Below are 23232 nucleotides of genomic sequence, written 5' to 3' on the forward strand. Positions count from 1 at the left end.
GATCATGAGTTTTTATTCCTCAAGGTTTTCTTTCCCCCTCCTTCGCTCCGTTCAGGACATGCCATTTCCAGAGGGGAGATTGATAGCGTAAGGTTTCTTTGTTTCCACCAGGAAAAACAATCACATAAGAATTCCGCTTGACATTATGAGAAAATATCTCTAACTTATGCGAGATTTAAAAGCGGCTTGGGTGGGCGCCTTCCTTCCTGAGACGTAATAACGAGGTACTAAATTTCCTAACTCATTTAAAGAACAAAAGATGTTATGAAAATTAAGCCGTTTATAATGCTAACTATTATATTTTTGTTGGCAGCTTTCTCCTGCAAAGAAACACCGCCGGAGCCGGGAAACGGCACCGTTACCAACGGCATGTTAACTGTTGAAGATGTAGGAGTGACTGACGCTGTTTTGCGATTACGTTTGCCTGGAGGATTAATGAACCGCACCATTACATTGAAACGCCAAAACACAAAACAGCAAAATGATACAGCAACAATATACAACTCACGACCAACCACTAACCACTCACCAATCGACACTTTAATTATAGACGAGAGACTTCTACCAAAACAGAGCTACAGATATACACTCACCGTAGAAAATTTCTTCCACATAAAAGAGCGCAGTTACGCAGATATTATAACGATGGATACGACAAACCATAACTTTACGTGGCAAATTGATACGCTGGGTGATGGTAACTCGAGTGTGTTGTATGATGTTGCGATTGTGAATGATACTTGTATTATAGCTGTTGGTGAGATTAATATTCAAGATTCTCTTGGGAATTGGATACGCCCACCCTACAATCTTGCAAGATGGAATGGCAAAAAATGGAACTTAAAACGAGTAATGTATAATTATCAAGGCACAGATTATTACTCTCAATTATATTCAATATTCGTGTTTGACGAAAATAATTATTGGGTCGGAAGTAATCAACCAATGCATTGGATCGGAAATAAGTGGGAGACGTTCGATTTAGGAAGTAAAATATGGAACGGTTTGATAAATAAAATTTGGGGTTCATCTAGTTCAAATATTTACATTGTTGGCAACCAAGGAGCTTTGGCACATTTTGACGGCACGAGCTGGCAGAAGATAGAGAGCGGAACAGAAGTAAATTTAACAGATGTATGGGGAAGCCCGGATGGAAAAGCGGTTTGGGCATGCGGCTATTTTAATAATAAGCGGGGTACTTACCTTCTTCGCAAAAATACCAGTAACTGGGAAGTAGCATATGATGGTACTCCAACCGAATTCAGCTTACTCTCAGATACTTTATCTGGTGCTTTAACAAGTGTATATACTCCATCAAGTCGTTATATCTATGTTTGTTCACATTTCGGATTGTATAGAGCTAGTGCAAATACCCGCGGAGAAGCAAAACGATATTCATTTACATCGTCAACCTTCCCAGGATTTCCAAGAGGAATGCGCGGGAATGGAATAAACGATATTACAATAGCCGGAGATTACACCATGATAGCACGATGGAATGGATATACATGGCGATATTATGATGATCTTAGAAACTTAAAAATTCATTTTAATGCTGTTGCACAGAAAGGGAATCTGATCGTCGCAGTGGGTGTTCTAACCGATCCTATCCACGGAAAAGGAATCGCATATATTGGAAGAAGAAGATGAAAAGAAAGGAGGTTGGATAATGACCAATCAAAAATAAAACCCGCTGAAATGGGATCAGCATTACAGCGGGTGAAGTTGCAAATCACAAGTTGGATTTATTATTTTAACTTCTCCAATTTTTCTTTCGTTCTTTTTACGAACGGGCTTGCCGGAAATTTTTTTAGAAGTGTTTCGTATGCCTCTGCCGCTTTCGCGCCGTTGCCCATCGCCTTGTAACTGTTCCCGATCATGATTTGAGCATCATCTTTCTTTTCTGAAATCTGGAATGTGAATACTTTTTGAAAATGCTCAATAGCATCGGCGTATCGGCGCGAGCCGTACGCGCATTCTCCTAACCAGTATTCGCAATTATCCAAAAGCGTCGGGTGAATGTCGCTCTTCTGCACTTTCACAATCAGTTGTTCCGCTTCATCATATTTTCTTTCGTTGAATAATCGGAGAGCGTTGGCATAACTTTCTTTTGGATTTAGCAATGTCGGTGTTGCAGTAATCGGAGTTGGTTCAACTTTTTTTTCTTTCCATTCGGCAAGCTCGGTTTCAAGTTCGGCAACGCGCGCCACTATAGTTCTTTTTTCCACTTCGCATTTGGCTACTTGCTGTTGCAACGATTCGTTCTGAGTGCGAAGGTTCGTGACTTCTTTCTGCATCACTTCAGTCGGACTTGGCATCGCCGGGGTTTCGGGCTCTTTAACTGCTTGATCAGAACCGCCGCAACCGATCTGTGATACAATTAAAAAAAATATACTTATACCGGAAAAAAAACTTGATCGAGCATTGAACTGCATCTTTAATCCTTATGGTGGTGTTTTTTAAAAGAGAGGAACTGCGCTTAATTTATTGAAAATGTTTAAGAAAAGCAAGAAAAGTTTGAGAATAGCGATCTAAATTACTATATTTTTTCATCGTAAAACATTTGAATTACTTTTTATAATGAAAACAAATATTGTATTTGCCCTTATTTTGTTCGTTTGCGGGTGTTCCGGATCGAAGAACACTCCGCCTCAGGTTACCGACGCACAAAGGAATTTAGCTCTGGAACATTTTATTGCCGGTAGCGCACTCGACCAAAAGGGTGAATTCGCAAAAGCGATATTAGAGTATCAGGATGCGGTGCAGTTAATGCAAGACCCGGCTATCTATAATGCAATGGCAAAAGATTATTCGCTTCTGGGTAAACATGAACTCGCAATGAATTCAGGTCGGGAAGCCGTGAAGCTTGACGCTGACAACCGTGTTTACCGGCAGACACTCGCCGAAATTTATTTGAACGCATTCGCATTCGATGATGCGTTAAAAGAATATGAAGAATTGGTCAGAATAGATCCCGCATATCAGGACGCATGGTTAACACTCGCGCGACTCCGTCAAATCCGTGGTCCGCAAAAATCTCTCGATACCTATAAAGAAATTCTGGATCGTTTTGGTCCCATAGGCGATGTTTACTTGCAAATGGCACAGCTTTACGCCGCCACCGGAAAATTAAATGACGCCGCCTCGGCATTGCGCGGCATGCTTGGTCTGGACCCTGGGAATTATGAGATTACAAAATCTCTCGGAGATATTTATTTGCGGCAAGATAGCGTAGATGCAGCGTTGCGTATCTACAACGATCTTGCAAACCGGCGTCCCGATGATGTTGAACTGCGAGCCGCGATGGCTCATGCTTATTTGCTGCAGCAAGATTACGATCACGCCGCGATTCAATTTAATCAGGTTATGGAAAAAGATACAATATCTGCCGATGAACAAATTCGATTCGGACAGGTGTTCGTATCTTTTATAGAAAAAGATTCGGCGGTTGCACCGTATGCGCTCCGACTTTTCGATCGTATCAAACAAAATCATCCTGAAGATTGGAGAGCTTATTGGTTTCTCGGAGCCATCAATAATATTCTACACAACGATAGTATCGCTCTGGAATATTTTCACCAAGTAATCCAGAAAGCGAAAGGTGTTCCCGACGGTTGGATAGGTGCCGCATCTATCTATTACGACAACAACCGGTTTGAAGACGCGATAGCGCTCCTGACCGAAGCGAGGAAATTCGTTTCGGAAGAGTTTCGTATTTATTTCCTTCTCGGAATATCAAATCAGCGGATTCATCGTGCGGTTGAAGCCGCTTCGGCTTTGGAACGAGCTGTTCAACTTAACGAAAAAAATGTCGACGCGTTAAGCGCTCTCGGATTGGTTTATGACGAGTTAAAACGTTTTGACGATTCCGACAGTATGTACGAACGCGCACTACGCCTTGATCCTAAAAACCACCTTCTCTTGAATAATTTCGGATACAGTTTGGCAGAGCGCGGCATTGAACTTGAGCGCGCACTAAAAATGTCGAAGGAGGCGGTCAATCAGCAACCCGAGAACCAATCGTATCTCGACACTTACGGATGGATTTTTTATCGGCTCGGGAATTATAATGAAGCGGAATTGTGGATCAAGCGCGCGATTGAACTTGGATCCAAGAGCAGCGTGATACACAATCATTTGGGGGATATCTATTTTAAGCTGTCCGAAAAAGAAAAAGCAATGGAATATTGGCAGAAAGCATCCGAGCTCGATCCAGCAAATGAATCGATAAAAAATAAAATTCAACGGGGAAATTTGTGAGGTATATCGTTCATTTTGTTATAATTGCCTCCGTTATGATTTCATTATACGGTTGCAGCAGCTCAAAAAGAGTATTGGATGAAAAAGCCCTTACGTCCGTCGAATTATTCGAATTGTTAAACCGGCGCTCCGATTCGATAAAATCTTTTTATGCGGAAGGAACAATTTCGTTTGAGTCACCTGACATTTCTAACTCAGGTTCATTCCGTTTATATATTCAAGGAACAGATTCGCTTCGTATCGATCTGCGTGGACCACTCGGTATTCGTGTTGCAACTTTTCTCTTGACAGAAAAAAAGGGGATCTACTACGATTGGTTCGAAAACCGCGCTGTATTTGACTCCGATTATTCGAGATCGTCAATTATTCCCATTCCGCTAGAGCTTCATCAACTCATTTCAATATTAACCTGGGGAATCCCTAAAATTGATATGAGTGATCCATTGGATTACTTTTCAACATCTCCCGAAGAATATTTATTGAAGTATATTTCCATTGATGGAGATAAAAATATCTCAATCGATCGTCTTAATTATACCGGAAGATATTATCGATATTCAAAAAAAGATTCAACAACGCAATTGCTAGTACAATCGTCCGAGAGTGTTGATGCGAGTGAATTGAGTTTCCCCGAAACAATCCGTATTTCAGACCGTAACGAAACAAACAACATAACGGTTGTGTACGATGAAATACAATTGAACGAACCTGTGACATGTGCTTTCACGATTCCCAAATCGGCTAAGATAATTTATCGATGAACCGTATAGCGGTAAATATTATACTCTGCTTCCTTCTTCTTTCCGCGGTAAATATTGGTTTAGCTTCGACCGATCAGGATATTCAAAAAAAGCAAACGCAGATTGAAAAGTTGAGAAAAGAGATCGATAAATTTGAAGATAAAATAAAAGAGAGCTCTAAAAAAGAAAAAGCCACTCTTGAACTTTTATCAACATACGACCGGCAGAGCATGCTGTTGAGAAAGTTGGTTGCAAAACTTCGTGAACGTGAGATCGCCCTTGAAGCAGAAATCAAGCAGACAAAAGTCACCGTAGGTGAATTAGGAGGACAGCTCTCATCTTTGAAAAAACATTATGCCGGATATGTTTCCACGGTATATAAATACGGTAGGGTATATGATCTCGAATTGCTTCTTTCTTCAAAATCGTTCAATCAGCTTCTGGTCCGGTCTGAATATCTAAGAAGATTTTCCAATCAGAGGCAGCAGGATATGATTCGCATCGATACCAAGAAAAGCTCGGTGGAAAAACAACACGACCTTCTCAATCAGCAATTAGCGGAGCAGCAAGACCTGATTCGGCAAAAGAAGAAAGAAGAAAACAGGTTGGCAGCGAAAGCGAAGAAACGGAAAAGTTTGTTGACAGAAATAAGGCGGGATAAGAAAAATTTTAAGAAAGAGATAGAACGGCGAAAGCAGGACGTTCGTGAATTGGAAAAAATTATCGCGCGGCTCATTGAGGAAGAAGTGGAAGCCCGCAATAAAAAAGATAAAACGGTTGAATCTCCAATTGGCGGCGGTTTCCTTTCAAAACGCGGACAATTACGCTGGCCCGTTGAACGCGGTAAAGTCACAACCCGCTTCGGATCAGAACAACATCCCACGCTGCACACTATAACGCAAAACACGGGAATTGATATAACCGTTTCTGCCGGCAGCGATGTTGTGGCTGTTGCCGATGGTGAGGTGTCTAAAATACACTGGCTGCCATCATACGGAAATTTGTTGATACTCAACCATCGCAACGGATTCAGAACTGTTTACGCGCACCTTTCTGATATTTCTGTCACCGAAGGTCAATCCGTAAAAGAGGGGTCGCGGATTGGAAAAAGCGGTGAATCGATAGTCGGTTCAATTTTACATTTCGAAATATACAAAGAGAGAGAAAAATTAGACCCCGAGCAGTGGCTTAAACAAAAAGGACCCAATCAACGATGAAGAAAGATAATTTGAGCATAAAACCTTACCTTCTGATCGGGATTACTTCTGCGATTTTCGTAATTATCATATCACTTCTTTCTCCGGGATTAGTTCAAACCGTTGATGATGGATGGTTGAATGTTTCCTACCGGATAAGAGGTGAACAAAACATCGATTCTTCAATCGCCGTTTTCTACATCGATGCCGATGATATAAACGCTCTCGGCGGCTTACCGTTAAAACGGAGTTACTATGCATTGCTCGCAAATGCTTTACACAACAAAGGAGCAAAGGCAATTGGATTTGATATTATTTTCAGTGAATCGGAAGCAGAATATGCAGAACACGATCGTTTATTTGCTTCAACAATTCAGCATATTAAAGGAGTTGTTCTCTCCGGTTATTTTCACACAATATCCGATACGGAGAAAGCAATTGAAGAAAATATCTCCACGCGATTTTTAATACCTTTTAACGATAATGCAAACTGGAAATACGGCTCCCGATTTGATTTACCTTACAGGGCGTTGAGTGATGCTGCGGAAGGAGTTGGCCATTCTCATTTCGATAATTCAAACAGCATTCCAATTTTTGTGGCAACACAGGGGATGTTGCTTCCTTCTTTTGTTTTCGAATTGATGCGTGTTTGGCTCGGCAAACACAATTCCGATGTAAAGTTTAATCAAAGCAATGTTTTAATCGAAGCAAACGAAAACAGCATTAATTTTCCTTTCGATAAAAACGGAAATTTGAATATAAATTATTCCGGAGGAATTCAATCTCTTAACTTAATATCTGCTGTTGAATTTCTTAAATCATATGATGCCGATATTACGGGCAATAAACAGGATGATTTTCAATATTCTATCGAGGGAAAAATTGTTTTGATAGGAATCATCGCAGAAGGCAGAAGCAAGTTTATCCCAAATCCCTTTTCAGAGGAATTTCCAAGCATCGGTATTCATGCCATGGTATTAGACAATGCCCTGAACGACAATTTTCTTGAATACAGCAGTAAAACAATAAACACCATTACCATTATTGTTCTCGGTTTATTAGCCGGGGCTTTGTTGGCAATTCGAAAAGAAATATATGGATTGCTAAGCGTGCTTGGATTAGTACCATTATTTTTAGCAATCTCTTTGTGGCTGTTTGTCTCGTGTAATTTTGTCGTTCCAGTGGCGGCGCCGGTTTTCACAATTGTGCTTTTATTTACGATCGGTATGTATTACAAACATCGATCCATGAAAATATTTATGCGCACTCTTTCGGATGAAAGAATACATTTTATTGATGAGATAGAAAAAAAACAATCGGCTCTTGAAAAATTACAAACAGAACTTGCCGGCAGTTCAGTCATTAACCGAACTTCAGATCGGGAAGATATGCTGGCGCAGATAAAAAAATACGAGGTAGAAATAAACCAGCTGCGTACCGCAGCTATTGATTACCTTCCTGATATAACATCGGCAGACGCTAATTTACATGAGAGAGAAATATTTGAAGGAATAATTTATGCGAATAACGGTCCTATGCGGGAAGTTATTTCGTTCATCAAAAAAATTGCAAATACGTGCTCAACGGTTTTGATTCTGGGAGAAAGCGGGACAGGGAAAGAACTCGTTGCTCACGCTCTTCACGCACACTCTGATAGAAACTCGAAAGCATTTATTCCGGTAAACTGTGGCGCGCTTTCGGAATCGCTCCTAGAGAGCGAATTGTTCGGTCATGAGAAAGGTGCGTTTACCGGCGCGCTAAAAGAACGCCCCGGAAGATTCGAACTTGCCGACGGCGGTACGATTTTTCTTGATGAAATTGGAGATACAAGCGAATCTTTTCAGGTAAAATTATTAAGAGTTCTGCAGGATGGAACATTCGAACGTGTTGGAGGTACATCGATAAAAAAAGTGGATGTCAGGATTATTGCCGCCACAAACAAAAACCTCAAACAAAATGTAATAGATAAGACATTCCGGGAAGATCTCTATTACCGGCTGAATGTTTTAACGATACATCTACCACCACTCAGAGAAAGACAAGGCGACATTCCCATGCTTGTTAAGCAATTCCTTTTTGAAGAAGATGAAAATATGCAATGCAGTCTTGGCGTGATGAATGTTCTGCGGCAGAACCAATGGAAGGGAAATATACGCGAACTCCAAAGTATTGTTAAACGCGCGATTCTCATAGCTAAGACAGAAAACCGCAACCTTATACAACTCCGCGACTTACCCGATGAAATTGCAAAAACTTCTAACACCTCTTTAGATTTCGAGGAACATATTCCTATCCTGTTGCGCGTAAAAAACTTTTCGAGAAATTCGATTTCTGAAACCGCCAAAGAACTGGGCGGAATAAGCCGCGGAACAGTTGCAGAATATTTTCGCGGTTACTGCTTCAAGATCTTCTGTGAGTCAAATTGGGATATAGAGAAAACCGTAAAAATCATATCGGAGAGTGATGATCAAAAATATAACGATAAAGTTAGAAATAAAATATCAGACTATTTCAACAATGCCATAGATCTCGTTGATCCCATTGTCGGCATCGAAGAAAATATTAAAAAATCAAAACCAAAATATAAAAACCTACCACAAAAATATCATACTTATCTAGATAGATTAATTGAAGCATACAATTTGAAACTTTGGTCGAAATTTTAGTATCTTTCAGAAGCAAGAAAATATTCAACCGCCTGAATTTGAGCATTCCCGCAGTTCTTAGTTGTTTTCCCGCATATGATGAAAAGAAAAACCTTCTAATATCACATAATTTGTTTGATAAAATGGTTGGCACGCCGTTTGTAAATATATGACTTGTCGTTCCGTTGCACAACAACCTAAATCACATGCGGGCATTGAGGGAAAAGCGACGGGACGACATTTTATTAAAACAAAAACAGGAGCATTTATGATACATCATAGATTAAAAGTAATAATTAGTATGATAATCATCATTTTATTTTTTGGATGCTCGGAAGACACCTCAACTAATCCCACGGTAATTACAGATCAAGAAGCGATCATTCAACAAACTACAGACTTAGATTCAATCGCCGATTTTTCCGCATCTGATGATGCAACAATTGATGATGGAACTGCCCAAAGCTGGAGTAATAACCTTGAAAAAATTACGACTCCCATTACCCCTTTATTGTGGGGCCGAAAAGTGGATAATATTCAAAAAACCGTTACGGTTAATATTGATGGTGATACCGTTGCCACAGCAACAATCAGAAAAATGGTTACGGGCCGTTTGATTATTTTAGCAAGAGCGGATTCAACTGCACGGCTTGATACTGTTCAAAAACAATTTACAAAAGAATTAAAAAGACAAATACGGTTTGTTAGAATTGCGCGGAATGATGATCGGACAAAGAATTGGAAACCAACCGCAATCACATCTATACTCGGCAAAACACAGTTGAGAGATTTTAACATTGCAAGCATAGAACTGATAACACCGAATGACACAATAATAATGACAGATACATTACCGCGATGGTTCCGCTTGGGTACAGGTATTGGAACAATTCCCGTGGTAAACGAAGGAGATTCTATAAAAATTAGGTTACGGTTATTAAGCAATAATCCGAATACCGAATATGCCGTTGTTCGTCATTGTGTACACCATCGTTTCAGTTACAGGTATCGTGTCAGGATGGGAGTGGTTGATAGTCTTTTCAACGGTGAGAAATACGAACGGCAGTATGAGAAGCATTTTGCGGTTCGGCTACCTCCCACGGTAGATATTGCGCGATATAATGCAGTAGTCGATATTATGTCTTATCAATCTATTAACGACGACACCGAACTATACATGAATATGGTGCTTGGTATACCATATATTGTTAAAAAATAAATTGTACGTCCCAACGCCCGACAGAACGCTTTTATTCTGTCAGGCATTTCAATTTTGTATATGTATTAAGTGAGATAAATTTATTAAATTAGAGTGTTATGAAAACCTTAAATTTTACAAAAATCCCTGTTTTCCTTTTCCTTATCATGCTTTGGAATGGTTGTCAGGAACCCCAACCCGTTTCAATAATAGATGAGAATAGTGACGCGCAACTGATCGAGATGAATGCCATTGTTGGTGCAGTAGATTCGTTGTTTGCAACCTCCGGTGTAGACAGCTCGGGGCTTGGTGGAAACAGTGGAAAATATTTTGCGAGAATGGTAGTCACCGGCATTCTATATGATTTACCGCTGCGTAGCGACAGCGTATCCCAGGCAGAGGCAATTTTCTTTGATCGATTAAATCCTCTGATAACCAATGGCAGAACGTCTGCCTATCCATCGTTTGATGTCGGTTCAGTTTTATTAAATGGTGACACTCTTATAAAGCAAAAACGGCACACACGATTATCCGGGAGAGATTCATCGTTAGGATACAGATATCAGATGCGGGAAAACTACAGTTATGATGCCGGCAAAAATTATCGGTGGCAAATTACGGGGAACGGAAATATTGATTCAGCAGAAGTTTCAATAATTGCTCCATCCGAAATACGTGTGCAAAAAATTGATCCTCAAGCTATTTTACCAGGCGTTCCTTTATACATCAAGTGGCAATGTGCAAATAAATTCGTGAATATTGTTGTAAGCAGAGAGGGTGGACAACAGCAAAAAACATGGATTCCTACCCTTCATCTTAAAATCCGGAATTCTAAAGGCGAAATTACAATTCCGGAAAAAATCATGGATCTACTTCCAACAAACAAATATCGGAGGTTTTTATTCACGTTTTCGTCTGAATCAAAATTTTCAACAAACTTCAATGGCTATCAAGATTCAGTGCTTATCGAGTCTGCTTCTTTGCACAATATTTTATTGAATGTTGGTCCATAAACCGGATGAAAATTTTTATAAGACACATCATCTTGTTGGTTTTCGTTTTTATGAACTTATATAATACATATTCGCAACACCTCAGTTCAGCCCGGGGAATTTCGCTTGGAGCGTTTTCTTCATTTGCGGGGAGCATCGGTTCGTTGGACTGGAATCCTGCCGGCTTAAACAGTTTAGGAAACTGGGAAATAACATTATCGAATTTTACGACTACGAAAAACCAGTCAAACGGCATAGGTGTGTTTAATTCCGTCGGAATTGGAAAAAGATTTTTAGAAAATCAGGCGGTTGCAGTTCAATATTCACCGGGTAAAAAGCTTGATTTTATTCTTTCTTCATCGTTCTCTATTTATGATACTGCAGGGATTGAAGTTGCGGCAAAATTTGATCGAAAAATATCTTACAACCAAAATTATTCATTCGGCTATTCATATTTATTTTCTAACGGATTATCGGTTGGAGTAGGTGCGCATTATTTCGAAACAAAGGTTTCGGATATGAGGTACCGATTCGATGAAAATAATTCAATCAAATCGTACACCGAAGATTATACCGCTCAACTGTGGTCCGTAGACTTAGGTTTAATGACGCCGATTTCACAGCATTGGTCGTGCGGAATAACATTGAAAAATATATTTCAATTCTCAGAACATGAACTAAATCAGAAATTCGAATATTACCGCCTTAATTTATCAAAAATAATGCGTTTTGGATTCGGCTATACCGGAGTCGATGATTTTATAATCGGGGTTGATGGCGATTCAAAATATCATTTTCAGGTCGGTACAGAATGGTCTCCATACTCCTGGTTTCAGTTGCGATCAAGCATTTATAATTCAAAATGGAAAGTGATAGATGCGATCGGTCTCGGTTTCGGCATTATTTATAATCCAATTCGAATCGATGTTGCATATCTAAAGTTTCCGCATTCAGAAAATCGAAATAATTCCGTGAGCGATAATGTTTTTAGATCTGATTCTTTTGTTGATATAGACTATACAGCTTTCACCGCCGATCGATTATCGCTTACCGCAACAATTAATCTTTGGCAAACGAGAGAAACTCTTGCGCGGATTGAATATGTTGAAATACTCGGCGAAGTTTTTACAGCTTCGCATCAAGTTTACGCATTCAGACCAATAGGTAAAGCACGAGTGAAGAATATTTCTTCAAAACCGATTCAGGCAAAAGTGAGCTTCTTCGTCGACGAGATAATGACAGCACCAACAGATACAAAGTCTTACACGATTTCTCCGGACGAAGTCATTGAAATACCATTCTTTGCAGTGTTCAACGAATTGATTTCTGCTGTGAAGAAATTTTCTATATTCGATGGAACTGTATTTGTAAACGCTGAAACAGCAGTCGAATACGATGACAGATACCAAACCAGGGTACTTGTTAGGAGCAAAAACGATTGGGATGGCGATCCGTTGTCGTTGAGATACTTTGTAACGCCAAATGATCCGGAGATTATCAAATTTTCACGCGACGCTCTAAGCACCAACAAGAAAATATTCGACAGTCTGGATGTTGTTATTCATAACTTTGCAAAGAGCAAAATTATCTTTAACACATTCGCCGAAAAAATGCTATACGTACACGATCCTATGACCAGCAAAGATTATGTTCAATATCCATCTGAAACTTTACTGCTACATGGTGGTGATTGCGATGATCTGACTGTTTCGTACGCGTCTCTGCTGAAGAGCATCGGAATATCAGTAGCACTCGTTGATGTTGTGCCTCCGAATCAACCGGACAAAGCTCATATATATTTAATGTTCGATTCAGGTGTACGGCCGGAAAACGGTGAAATGATTTCTACCAATCCAAAAAAATATATCGTAAGAAAAAATATAGATGGTAAAGAAACCATCTGGATTCCGGTTGAGACTACGCTAATCTCCAAAGGGTTCGATGAAGCATGGACTGAAAGCGCGCAACAATATTATGAAAACACAGAACTTCATTCAGCTATCGAAAAGGGGTGGCTGAGGATAATTGATTTACCAGACGGAATATGAGAAGGGAAAATAATCATGAGAACAGTTATAATAGTTTGTATTGCTTTTATGCTCTCGAGCGTTTATACCAGCGCTGCCGATTTCAAAGTTTTAGCTACACAAGGTGGTGTAACGGTTCGCCACGGTGTTAACGAAAACTGGAATCCGGTTGCGGTCGGAGATATATTAAATTCCGATGATTCGATAGAATTAGACAAGCAATCATCGGCAACTCTCCTATCTAACGGAACTGCGAAGATTACTCTGCCTGAAATGGTGATAATCGATCTTTCCGATCTCCGCATGTTATCTCAAGAAGATCTGCTCTTGAAGTTAGCGATGGAAAATATAAGATCAATACCGCCTCGCGATGATATAAAAGAGTTAAATATACCACGTGTTACGATTGTGCATGGTGAAAAGAAAGACCAATCACCGAAAATAAATCAACAAGATATTCAAAATGGTGTAAAACAATTAAACGGCTGCAAAGTTCTGCATCGAGGCGGGTATTATGCAACATGTGCGTTGAAGGTGAAGCAGGTATTACGTTTGTACCCGGCTTTAAAGGAGGATATCGATACGAGAATGCTCGTTGCATCTTCTTTCGAAAAAATGAATTTGAATCAAGAAGCGCTTGAAGAGTATTATGCCATCCTAGAAAAACCGCTTTCAAAAGAACAACAAACTATGCTTAATAAAAAAATTGAATTGTTAACCAGCATATTAAAATCTTCACAAAACTAAAATTTTCCGGAGAATGCCTGCTATAAACCTAAATAATATGGAGGTTAGTATGAAAAAACTAACTACATACTTTGTACTGATTATGTCTCTGATCGTGATATCATATTCGGTGAATGCTCAATCTGTCCTTCCTCCGCCCGCAAATTTGACCGTTGAACAACAGGGAGCAATTGCTAAGCTGACATGGAACTCAGCGCAAGGTGCTTCGTGGTACAAAATTTATAAATCGGTCGATTCATTGCCTTATGTTTTATTGGCTACAATTCACCAGACGAATTATTCTGATCCGTCTGTGAGTTATGAAAAAATATATAAATACTATGTTACCGCATCCAATTACATCGGCGAAAGTTTACCAAGTAACGATGTAATTTTTAAACTTGATGCGCAACCGCCATCGCCGATTAGGGGATTCATTAAAGGAAAAATTGTCGATGATAGTTCCGGTTTTTCGATATGTGGTGTTCGACTTCGTTTTTACAAACCTGATGGTTTTCTCTATTTTCGAGAAGCAAGAACAGATTCGCTTGGCGACTATTCCATTCACATTGATACCGGCTCATACTATATATATGCTTCGAAATGGACATACCAATCTGAATGGTTCGACAATGTCGCAGATCGAGAAAATGCTACGTTAGTTCATGTTGCACACAAAGATACCAGCATCGCCGATTTCGGATTAAAAAAGATTGTTCCAGCATTACCACCCCGGTTAGTATCAATTAGTGGCACAGTTACCGATAGCATAACAGGTAATCCTATTAAAGATGCTTTCGTGGTTATCATGCGTTCGACAAGGCAAATTAACTTAATCCAGAATCAGGAAGGTCATCTTTTTGGAAATCGGAACGAAACGTTCATGATTCCGGGTTTTGGGACGCTTATCGGCGTTATGCGGGTGGTGAGAACTACAGACGAAGGTTCATATACCGCGTGGGTGCCCGACAGCTTAAATTATATCATGCTCTCTTTTAAACTTGGATATGTTCCGGAATTCTATAACAACAAACTCACACCATACGATGCCGACCGGATTTTTGCGGCATCCAACATGACCGGTTTGAATTTCGATTTAGTTAGTAATCCGGATGCTCAGAATTCGGTCTCAGGTCAGGTGAAAAGTCTTGCTGGTGAGGGAGTTTTCTCTAAGGTTGTACTTTTTGAAAAAACACCGATCGGAATTTTTCCATTGCGTTGTGGCATAACCGACACAAATGGAAACTATTCTTTCGGTTATTTATATAGTGGCTATTATTACACTAAAGCATATCCATACTCTGCATTCGCACCGGCGTGGTATTCTGCAGACAGTTGCGGAATCGGGTGCTGGGTCAATGCCGATAGTTTCTTGGTGGATGGTAACACGACCGGCGCCGATATATGCGTTCAACCTATAACCATCACCGGTTTTGCATGTATCAGTGGAAGTGTTAACGAATCCGGCAGTGGAACGGAAATTCAAGGCGCAACGGTTTATGCCGTCTCGCCTCTCTCAAATACCATTATTGGTTATGATATAACAGAACAGGATGGTAGTTTTGAAATACAAAATCTACCGCCGGGACTATATCAGATGGTGGTTGATAAAGAAGGATATACCGCCAATGAATTCACTGTCTATTCGGTTGATGCAGTTAATAATTTCAGAGTCACCGAAGCAGATATAAGCATATCGAATTTTACACTCGAAGTGCCGGGAACAGATAACAATATGCCGGTTAATTATCGACTAAGTCAGAATTATCCAAATCCGTTTAATCCTGTAACTAATATAGAGTTTTCGATTGCTAACTCTCAATTGACAATTCTGAAAGTGTTTGATATGCTGGGCAGAGAAGTAGTGACGCTGGTAAATGAAGTGAAGCAGTCCGGTGTTTACACACTAAACTGGGATGCAAGTGTTTATCCAAGTGGCGTTTATTATTATCGATTGCAATCCGGCGGTTTTATGGAAACGAAGAAATTAATTTTAATGAAATAATTTAGACGCATTTAATCGATTTACCGCCTCCTCGTTAAAAACTCTGGGGGCGGTAATTTAAAAATCCCTCATGGATTTTTCTATACTAAGAAATATTTAGTCATTGTAAAGTATGCAGTATGCCCGTTTAATAATATTTGTACAATGTATTTTGTTTTCTTCCGTGATTCAGAGCGCGGAAGTTAAACGAGGTAATCATTTACCTCTTCCGATTACCGGTTCGGCGTTAAGCAGAGGTCAAATATTTAATTTAAATTCTACTTTCTCGGTCAATCGATCAACACCTGCCAACATCAAAACCACCACATCAACCGTAATATTTCAGGAAGAATTCGATGGGGGTGCAGGGTTTCCCCCGCCGGGATGGAAAACTGTCAATGCCGATGGCGGCGGAACAACGGGACCATGGTTTCAGGGTAATAATTCAATTTTTTATTCTTACAGCGGTGAAGGATACGCAGCCGCCAATTATCAGGGTGCAAATGATTTCTATATTGACGAGTGGCTGATATCTCCGCAGATTAGTTCAGTATCTGAATTCGACACACTTCAATTCTGGCATCGGTCTCCCGATTTTTCCGCGTGGGATGATTCACTTGAAGTAAGAATTTCCACGACCGATACAGCTGTTGCTTCGTTTACAATACGTCTCGGATTTTTTAAGAGTTCTACAAACGGTTGGTTATCGATGAAGTATCCGTTGAAAAATATTGTTCCGAACGGAAGCAATATATTCATCGCTTTCAGATATCTTCTTTATAACGGAGGTATTTCGGGATTAAGTTCGGATTACATTGGACTCGATCTTGTCCAGATAATCAGACCTCAAGTTGATAAAGATATACAGGCTCTCTCAATAGATTACCCTTTCGCAAAAAGTAAAATTATTGAAGGATTGGCATTCACGCCGCTCGTCAGTTTTCGGAATGCGGGATTGATAGACCAAGAAAATATTCCGATACGATTGAAAATTATTGATCCATCAGGTTCAGTTTACGAAGATGCAGATTCTATAACTTCGTTAACAACCGGTGAAACCGTTCAATTTGAATTTAAGAATTACACCCCGTCCGTATCCGGTATCTACAAAGTTTCGGCATATTCGAATATATCCGGCGACCTAAACAGAAGCAATGACTCGACAACATCGTTATTCCGCGGATCAGTTTTGATATCCGGAACTTTTACCGTAGGAATTTCCGGGGATATCACCACGCTCGAGAAAGCATTCGATACATTGAACAATAATATTCTCTCCGGAGACGTTACATTATCTCTTATTTCATCTCTGTATACCGAACCTCCACTCACACTGGGTCCGATCGATTACGCTTCTACCCCGACGCGGATTGATCTGAATGTCAGAGAAGAACAAATTTCAACCATCAACATCAATTCTACATCATCGCAGCCATACGGAATTGCGATTCGTGGTACATCGTATGTAACCATAAACGGTTCCGACATTTCAACAAACAGTCGCAATATATCGTTGAACGCGGTTGGTAAATACGGAATGGTTGGCGTTCTTGTTGGTGGTGTGGATGGAGCATATGCCGATAGTAATCTCATTAAAAATTTGAATATTCGCACAGGAGCCGATTCTCTTTCTAATTCCGACGGGTATTATGGAGTATTACTTTGTGGAAATAATAATTATTACCCGGATGGAGGAAATAAAATTATCAATTGCGATATATCTAAGCATGGTGCAGTTGGAGTCGGCATTCAGTGGCAATTGGGCGGATTTATTAAGGACAACATTATTCATGACTGGGTACAAATTTCAGGAGAGAATGATGTTCATGGTATCTGGCTTGGAGAAGGGGCAACCAGCTCAACTATTGAAGGCAATATTATCGGTAATATTCAAACTAACGTAAATTATTTTTGGGCGTATGGAATTGAGAACGGTGTTGGTGAAGGATCAAACGTTAAAATATTCAATAATATGATTTATAACATTCTTGCTAAGGGTGCGGGCACGAATGTGAATTTCTCCCGTGGTATATACAGCAGCAACACCCTTAACTCAAATGATAAATATTATTTCAATTCAATTTATATGTCGGGATATGATTCTTCCGCGAGTTTAGAGAGTCGTTCGGCAGGTTTTGAAATTTTTGGCGGAACAGATCATTTACTTCTCAACAATATAATTTTTAACAATATATCTTTCAACCAAACTTCTGCAGACAATAAAGCTTACGGTATATATCTATCTGCTTTACCGGATAATTTATTTTCGGATTATAATGATATTTACTCACCTGGAACTCAAGGGGTAATTGGCTACAATAACGGAAATAAAGTAACCCTTCCCGATTGGATAAATTCTTTTGTGTATCCGGTCGATACGGCAAGTATTTCTGCCAACCCTTTATTTGATTCGGCGGCAGCAGGGAATCTGCACATCAATACAAACTCTATTTCTCCGGTAGACGGTAAAGGAATCCCGATTTCTGGTATTTCGACAGACATTGATGGGAATACGCGTAGTGAAACAGTTCCAGATATAGGTGCCGATGAATTTTTGCCGGGCGGAGTTACAATACAATCAACATATCAACCGGGTTGGAATTTACTTTCCGTTCCGGTTGTTGTCGAAGATTTCCGTAAGAATTCTATCTTCCCGAATGCTTCATCATCCGCTTTTGCGTTTGTTTCCGGTTATGTTCTGGCAGACACTTTAGAAAACAGGAAAGGTTACTGGTTAAAATTCAGTACATCACAAGAGGTCGGATTTGCCGGTGCCAAGGTTGATTCCGATACAATCGATGTAAATCCGGGCTGGAATATGATCGGCTCAATTTCCGACACTGTGGATGTAACAGAGATTATTCAGATCCCAACTGACAATGTCATTTCTAAATTTTATAAATACAATTCAACGTATTTTGAATCTTCTGTTCTTGTGCCGGGACGGGCTTATTGGGTGAAAGTTAGTAATGCGGGAAAAATCATATTAACAAAATAAGATATGCTAAATTATTGCATTTCATCAATACGTATTATTTATTAACTACTGATAATTCCAGAAACTTTTTCATAAAAAAATCCCTTTCTCTCTCGAGATCGGGATTTGAATTTTTTAAACCGGTTAATGAAGTCAAATCCGGTTGATGTTGTAAGCGCGCTTTCCTTTTTGCTCTTCTTTTACATCAAACTGAACTTTATCTCCTTGGTTAAGCACATCGCGGAATCCGGTGCTCTTCACGTTGCTTTTATGAAAGAAGATATCTTCTCCACTTTCGCTTGTGATGAAACCGAATCCTTTTGTTGCATTAAAAAATTTTATCGTTCCTTCTGCCATGTTTATCCTTCCGACACGTTATATATTCGTTCGAACCCCCGTAGGAATTTATGCCGGCGGGGTATTTGTTAATTAGACTTTCTGAACGTTGGTTGCTTGCAAGCCCTTTGGACCTTGCTCGGTTTCGAATTCAACTTTATCGCCTTCATTCAGCGTCTTATAGCCATCGCCGACAATTGCTTTGAAGTGCACGAATACATCTTCGCCGCCTTGTCGTGAAATGAAGCCGTAACCTTTTGCTCCGTTGAACCATTTAACCGTTCCTTTTTCCATGGAACTTTTCCTTTCTTATTCGCCTGTTGCGAATTTTTATGGGTTTTATCTCGATACTCTGAGACGGGAGGTACGCCTGACCTGTATGCTCTTAAAATGAAAAATCGCATTCGATAGCATTCACAATCACCATCCAATGCGACTCAAACAACCGGCGACCTCTTTACTGATGGTTCTAACGGTGTACAGATTCATCTTATCGCGAAGCGATCCCCAAAGGGAAAAGCAACACAACGGTGTACTGTTGATTGCGACTTTAATATATAGATTATTCCATCTAAATCCAAATAAATTATCTTGTTTATCCATTTCAAAATCGCTATTTTGATTAAAAAACCTATGAATTTATCGATTATCCAAACAAAACCAATTTTCGGGGAAGTTAAAATTAATATTCGCGATTCGCTTGCAATGATGGAATCGGTCGAGGCCGACCTGTATGTGTTACCCGAACTGTTCAATACCGGTTATAATTTTATTGATCTCTCCGAAGTGCAATCGCTTGCCGAAAGATCGGATGGATATACGTTTCAAGCGATTGCTGAATTTGCGAAAAAAAGGAAATGTTACATTGTGTATGGATTTACAGAGAAGGCAGAATCGTTCTTTAACTCATGTGCGCTCGTAGGACCTGAAGGTTTAATCGGTGTCTATAGGAAAATCCACCTCTTTTATAGAGAAAAACTTTTTTTTGCAACAGGTAATCTCGGTTTTCCTGTCTTTGATTTGCCGTTCGGGAAGATTGGATTGATGATTTGTTTCGATTGGATTTACCCGGAAGCCGCGCGGACCCTCGCTCTGAAAGGAGCGAATTTAATCGCCCATCCATCGAATCTTGTCATGCCGTATTGTCCCGATGCTATGATAACAAGATGTTTGGAAAATAAAATATTCAGCGCAACAGCCGATAGAGTGGGAAAAGAAAATAGAGGTGATCAGAAATTGAGTTTCATTGGTCAGAGCGAAGTGGTTTCACCAAAAGGAGAAATCCTCCTTCGTTTAAGCCACGATAAGCCCGAAGCCGGAGTTGTTCAAGTTGATTTGCATCTCTCGGAAAATAAAAAGAGTACCGACTATAACGATCTGTTTGAGGATAGAAAACCGGAATATTATCTGCAGAAAGGTAATTGAAATTATGAACGCACAATTGGACAATCGAAGAAAGATAAAAGAAATGGAAGTAATGGTGGCTGATGTAATTAATGAAACACCTGATGCCACAACTCTTGTACTTTTCACTGGAAATGATCGGCTTGATTATAAAGCCGGACATTTTCTCACAATCGATCCACATCAATTCGAAGCGCTCGAAAGATTCACCGCATTTCTGGAAGATCTCAAAGGGAAAAAGGAACCTCCTCGCGCATATTCGTTAACATCCACACCACACGAAAAATATTTAGCGATCACAATCAAAGAAGAACGATATATAACCGGTGTTACAAAATATCCACCGCTACTTTCACCGCTTTTGGTCAAAAGAACCGCGAGCGGAATGAAGATGGTAGTTACCGGTTTTACCGGTCCTTACACGCTTCCCGATAATATTGGTTCAGACACTAAACATATTGTTCATATTTGCGCGGGCTCCGGTATTGTTCCTAATTATTCAATTATAAAATTTGCTTTGATGAATCATCCGGAAATTAAACATACACTTTTATATTCCAGCAAATCTTATCACGATATAATATTTAGAGATACATTGTTAGATTTATCGTTAAAATCTAACGGAAAGCTAAATGTGATATTCACACTAACCCGAGAAGAAAATTCTGCTATTTATGGAAAAAATTTTCGGAAGGGAAGAATTACCACAGATTTGTTGAAAGAGATAATTCCCGATCCATCTTGTTGTAATCTATTTGTTTGCGGTCCGGCAATCAGTATTCATGAAAAGCGGGAAGCAAAAATTGCAGGGATAGAATTAAAAAACCGGTTTTTTGAAGCAGTTTTGGAAGGATTGCTTGATCTTGGCGTACCCAAAGATCGAATTCAGCATGAGACTTATGGTTAATTTGACTTAAAGTCAAATCTTTCGTACCATCTTGCATGGAACTTTTTAGTTCCGATCATTTCATATTCATTAACGGAGATTATTATGAATAAAAAGTTTTGGATAGCTTTTCCGGTGATATTCATATTATGGAATGTCATTAATTTCATAGTTCACACGCTCCTTCTCGGAGGCGATTATCAATCTGAAGAAATGCTCAAGCTATGGCGCCCCGATATGATGCAGAAAATGTGGATCTTTTATCTGAATACTTTCATACAGTCGTTTTTCTTCGTGCTTATATTTTCAAAATGGTATAAAGGGAAAGGAATAGTTGAGGGAATTCAATATGGAGTTTATGTCGGGTTCTTGATGACAATCGGAATGGCATACAGTACTTATGCTATGTTTCCAATTCCGTACTTAATCGCGGAAAAATGGTTTATATTCGGGATGCTACATTTTATTATTCTCGGTATTGTTTCGGCGCTTCTATTCGGCAAGAAGCAAATTACAAGTAGCTGACAGGTACTTTGGAGTAAACATATTTATTCCTATTAAGATAGAGAATTAAATGTCTCAAAATTCTAATCTTCAGGAAGAGAATCAACAACTAAGAAAAGCAATTGAAGAACTTTCCTTATTGAACGAATTGTCGAGAGTTATTAACTCGACGATAAGTCTGGATGTTGTAATTGAAAATATAATAAAGAAATCTGTAAAAGCTATTCATGCAAATCAGGGAATGATTACGCTTATAGATGAAATTAATCCGAATTCAATGTTTACATTCATCCGGTCGGTTGATTCGGGATTGAATCACAAACAATTTCATTTGAATCAGAATATTCTTGGGTGGATGATGATTCACAAAACACCCTTAGTTGCAAATAAATTTCAATCCGATCCGCGTTTTATAGGAATAAAGACGGAAGAAAAAATTGAATCTCTTCTTTGTTCTCCATTACTGGTTAAAAATCGGTTGATCGGGATTTTAGCTGTATTTGATAAAAACGGAAACGGTGAATTCACAAGCGATGACACGCGGCTTTTGACAATAATTGCATCGCAGTCGGCGCAGGTGCTCGAGAATGCCCGCCTTTATGAACAGGAGAAAAATAAACAGGCCCTTGAAAAAGAATTTGTTGCCGCGCGTGAAGTGCAGATGAGTTTGCTGCCGAAACAATTACCGGAAATAAAAAATTTTGAATTGGCAGCCGCAACTATTCCGGCAAAAGAAGTGGGGGGAGATTTCTATGACATAATAAAGATCAACGATTCATTGTTTGAAATAATTCTTGCCGATGTTTCCGGAAAAGGATTGTCGGCAGCTTTGCTTGCCACATTAGGAAAGGGAATTTTGTGTTCACAGGTTATGCAGCATCGCTCGGCATTAACACAACTTGAACAAAGCAACACTATACTGCGTGGCAGCATACAGAGGAAATCTTTTATCACACTGTTGCTGGCAGTTGTAAGGCCGGACGATGGTTCCGTTTCGATTTTTAATGTTGGGCATTGTTATCCAATTCTGTACACCGCAGAGAATGATACGATTGAGATGTTAAGCGTGAAAGGGACCGCCTTAAATTTAACCGATAAAATAAAATGTGAAGAACGACTAATCATGATGAAAAAAAATGATTGTTTGTTGATCTACAGTGATGGTGTAAGTGAAGCGCAGAATTTAACCATGGAGTTTTTTGGCGAAGAGCGAATATTAAATTTACTGAAAAATAATGCCAACCAGAAAGCGGAAACGATAGTTCAAAAAATAAATGATGAAGTGAAATTATTTTGTAAGGGAGTTTCACAAACTGATGATATTACAATGGTAGTTTTGAAAGCTGTTGCGTAGAAA

At 39.5% G+C, this 23232-nt stretch carries 19 protein-coding genes; 15 read left to right on the forward strand and 4 right to left on the reverse strand.

What is annotated here, in order from left to right:
* Positions 1-264: 264 nt before the first annotated feature.
* The gene (locus HZB59_08320; protein ID MBI5021425.1) at positions 265-1650 is read left to right on the forward strand and encodes a hypothetical protein; all 1386 of its coding nucleotides are present in this window, start codon (positions 265-267) and stop codon (positions 1648-1650) included.
* Between the two features lie 98 nt (positions 1651-1748).
* Here HZB59_08320 and HZB59_08325 read toward each other — a convergent pair whose 3' ends face one another.
* Positions 1749-2435 (reverse strand): tetratricopeptide repeat protein, encoded by a 687-nt coding sequence (locus HZB59_08325; GenBank protein ID MBI5021426.1) that lies wholly within the window; start codon positions 2433-2435, stop codon positions 1749-1751.
* A 145-nt stretch (positions 2436-2580) separates the two neighbouring features.
* Here HZB59_08325 and HZB59_08330 point away from each other — a divergent pair, with 145 nt between their 5' ends.
* From HZB59_08330 to HZB59_08375, 10 genes are all read left to right on the forward strand, one after another.
* Entirely contained in the window at positions 2581-4260 is a 1680-nt protein-coding gene (locus HZB59_08330; protein ID MBI5021427.1) for a tetratricopeptide repeat protein, read from the forward strand.
* A 35-nt stretch (positions 4261-4295) separates the two neighbouring features.
* On the forward strand, positions 4296-5021 hold the full coding sequence (locus HZB59_08335; protein MBI5021428.1) for a DUF4292 domain-containing protein: 726 nt from the start codon (positions 4296-4298) through the stop codon (positions 5019-5021).
* On the forward strand, positions 5018-6217 hold the full coding sequence (locus tag HZB59_08340) for a peptidoglycan DD-metalloendopeptidase family protein (protein ID MBI5021429.1): 1200 nt from the start codon (positions 5018-5020) through the stop codon (positions 6215-6217). Before HZB59_08335 ends, HZB59_08340 begins: the two co-directional genes overlap by 4 nt.
* Positions 6214-8862 (forward strand): sigma 54-interacting transcriptional regulator, encoded by a 2649-nt coding sequence (locus tag HZB59_08345; GenBank protein ID MBI5021430.1) that lies wholly within the window; start codon positions 6214-6216, stop codon positions 8860-8862. Before HZB59_08340 ends, HZB59_08345 begins: the two co-directional genes overlap by 4 nt.
* A gap of 280 nt (positions 8863-9142) precedes the next feature.
* On the forward strand, positions 9143-10060 hold the full coding sequence (locus HZB59_08350; protein MBI5021431.1) for a hypothetical protein: 918 nt from the start codon (positions 9143-9145) through the stop codon (positions 10058-10060).
* A 98-nt stretch (positions 10061-10158) separates the two neighbouring features.
* Positions 10159-11052 carry a hypothetical protein gene (locus HZB59_08355; GenBank protein MBI5021432.1) on the forward strand — a complete coding sequence of 298 codons (894 nt, stop codon included), beginning with the start codon at positions 10159-10161 and terminating at the stop codon, positions 11050-11052.
* 50 nt (positions 11053-11102) lie between these two features.
* The gene (locus HZB59_08360) at positions 11103-13079 is read left to right on the forward strand and encodes a hypothetical protein (protein MBI5021433.1); all 1977 of its coding nucleotides are present in this window, start codon (positions 11103-11105) and stop codon (positions 13077-13079) included.
* Positions 13080-13094: 15 nt separating this feature from the next.
* Entirely contained in the window at positions 13095-13805 is a 711-nt protein-coding gene (locus HZB59_08365; GenBank protein ID MBI5021434.1) for a hypothetical protein, read from the forward strand.
* Positions 13806-13854: 49 nt separating this feature from the next.
* Positions 13855-15789 (forward strand): carboxypeptidase regulatory-like domain-containing protein, encoded by a 1935-nt coding sequence (locus HZB59_08370; GenBank protein ID MBI5021435.1) that lies wholly within the window; start codon positions 13855-13857, stop codon positions 15787-15789.
* Positions 15790-15901: 112 nt separating this feature from the next.
* Positions 15902-18766 (forward strand): choice-of-anchor J domain-containing protein, encoded by a 2865-nt coding sequence (locus HZB59_08375; GenBank protein ID MBI5021436.1) that lies wholly within the window; start codon positions 15902-15904, stop codon positions 18764-18766.
* A 132-nt stretch (positions 18767-18898) separates the two neighbouring features.
* On the opposite strand, the gene HZB59_08380 is transcribed toward HZB59_08375, so the two are convergent.
* The 3 genes from HZB59_08380 to HZB59_08390 form a co-directional block, all read right to left on the reverse strand.
* A complete protein-coding gene (locus HZB59_08380) occupies positions 18899-19102 on the reverse strand; it encodes a cold shock domain-containing protein (protein MBI5021437.1) in 204 nt (67 codons plus the stop codon).
* 72 nt (positions 19103-19174) lie between these two features.
* Positions 19175-19375 (reverse strand): cold-shock protein, encoded by a 201-nt coding sequence (locus HZB59_08385; protein ID MBI5021438.1) that lies wholly within the window; start codon positions 19373-19375, stop codon positions 19175-19177.
* A 126-nt stretch (positions 19376-19501) separates the two neighbouring features.
* The gene (locus HZB59_08390) at positions 19502-19684 is read right to left on the reverse strand and encodes a hypothetical protein (protein ID MBI5021439.1); all 183 of its coding nucleotides are present in this window, start codon (positions 19682-19684) and stop codon (positions 19502-19504) included.
* A gap of 30 nt (positions 19685-19714) precedes the next feature.
* On the opposite strand from HZB59_08390, the gene HZB59_08395 reads away from it, so the two are divergent.
* From HZB59_08395 to HZB59_08410, 4 genes are all read left to right on the forward strand, one after another.
* Positions 19715-20506 carry an acyltransferase gene (locus HZB59_08395; GenBank protein MBI5021440.1) on the forward strand — a complete coding sequence of 264 codons (792 nt, stop codon included), beginning with the start codon at positions 19715-19717 and terminating at the stop codon, positions 20504-20506.
* 4 nt (positions 20507-20510) lie between these two features.
* Complete coding sequence (locus HZB59_08400; protein ID MBI5021441.1) at positions 20511-21392, forward strand: oxidoreductase; 882 nt, start codon at positions 20511-20513, stop codon at positions 21390-21392.
* 84 nt (positions 21393-21476) lie between these two features.
* Positions 21477-21896 (forward strand): hypothetical protein, encoded by a 420-nt coding sequence (locus HZB59_08405; protein ID MBI5021442.1) that lies wholly within the window; start codon positions 21477-21479, stop codon positions 21894-21896.
* A 49-nt stretch (positions 21897-21945) separates the two neighbouring features.
* Positions 21946-23229, forward strand: coding sequence for a SpoIIE family protein phosphatase (locus tag HZB59_08410; GenBank protein MBI5021443.1), 1284 nt, complete (start codon positions 21946-21948; stop codon positions 23227-23229).
* Positions 23230-23232: the final 3 nt, after the last annotated feature.

Source organism: Ignavibacteriales bacterium, from assembly GCA_016214905.1.
GTDB lineage: Bacteria > Bacteroidota > Ignavibacteria > UBA10030 > SZUA-254 > PNNN01.